Source organism: Pantoea sp. BL1 (assembly GCF_000963985.1).
In the GTDB taxonomy this organism is placed as follows: Bacteria; Pseudomonadota; Gammaproteobacteria; order Enterobacterales; family Enterobacteriaceae; genus Pantoea; species Pantoea rwandensis_B.
On the sequence record NZ_JZRH01000067.1, the window covers coordinates 1 to 1,229 of the forward strand.

The following is a 1,229-nucleotide window of genomic DNA, read 5'->3' on the forward strand; positions in this document are numbered from 1 at the left end:
TCCCGCGCCACTTTTTCAATGGCGGGTTTAACGCCATCTTCCCAGGCCTGACGGGTGAACATGCCGGGCACCACTTCATCGGTGGTAAACAGGCGACCCGCATCCGTATCGCCGGTCATGTCTGCCAGGCGCATATCCGCATACTGTCGGGCGACCTGTGAGAGCACCCGCTGATACTGGCGGGACTCGCTGTTGGTTACCCCCATCTGACGTACCAGCAGGGTGCGCACCTGCCTGACCAGCTCCGGGTCTGCTTTCAGCGCCCATTCGGGGTGAGAGATGAGATTCTCTGCATAGAAAGCCAGCAGCGGACTGCCGGCGCCCTGCCAGTACGCGTTATCCAGACCCTGCCGCTGCACCCAGTTCTGCATCAGCGACTGGCTGAACCAGCTGGGGTCCATACGTTCAGGGCGTGTCAGCATCAGATACAGCCTGAGCTGCGTGTAGGCCTGCTTTGACTGCGTTTCGCGCAGCGGGCTGTCGGGTGCGAGTGCCGCATAGGCTTTCAGTGCGCCAAAGAGCTGTAAGGCTGCGGCGTCGCGCAGCAGAGGCAGTGCTGCCTCACGGTAACGCGGCCAAAGGGCAGACAGCAGTTCTTCGTTCTGGCTCAGTCCGAGGCGGCTGTACCAGGGCATACCATGCTCCTGCCAATACTGTAATTGCCCGATGGTGTCCTGAAACACACCCAGTGCGGCAAGCCGCTGCTTTAAAGACTGACTGCTGTCTGAAGCGTTTCCAGCCACCTGAACGGCATCACTGATAACGCTGCGACTGGCGGCGAAAGAGACCAGCATTCCGGCTCCCCACAGAACCACCAGCGCACAGGCAGCAGCAGCGGAAATCCGGCTCCAGTGCAGACCATAGCGGAGCGGGCGAAGATGGGCAGGCAGTTCGTTTGAAGACGCAGGCAGCGCATCCCAGCGGTTATCACGTCTCCAGTGGTGCGGTATCGTACCTGCCGTATCTTCCGACTGCGGGCTGAACACCATCCCCGCCAGCGGCAGAGACCCATGAACCTTCTGCAGCGGAAAAAGCAGCGCAGTTATTGATTCCGGCACACGCGCCAGCTGGTCCGCGAGGCTCAGCAAAAAGTGATGCTGCGGCGAGTCCGCCACCTGCTGGGTCCCCTGCGCGATGAGGTCCGCCGCCAGTGCCGCGAGCAATGCATCGTGTTGATTGGTTGTGGAAGTCTGGAACCCCACGGCCTGTGTTATACGGCCAGCCTGCCC

General features: G+C 61.3%; 1 protein-coding gene. It reads right to left on the bottom strand.

Annotated features, from left to right (window positions below; all coding sequences use genetic code 11):
• The coding region (locus VH86_RS23790) for an ImcF-related family protein (RefSeq protein WP_045834340.1) at window positions 1-1,229 on the bottom strand (1,229 nt) is incomplete at both ends.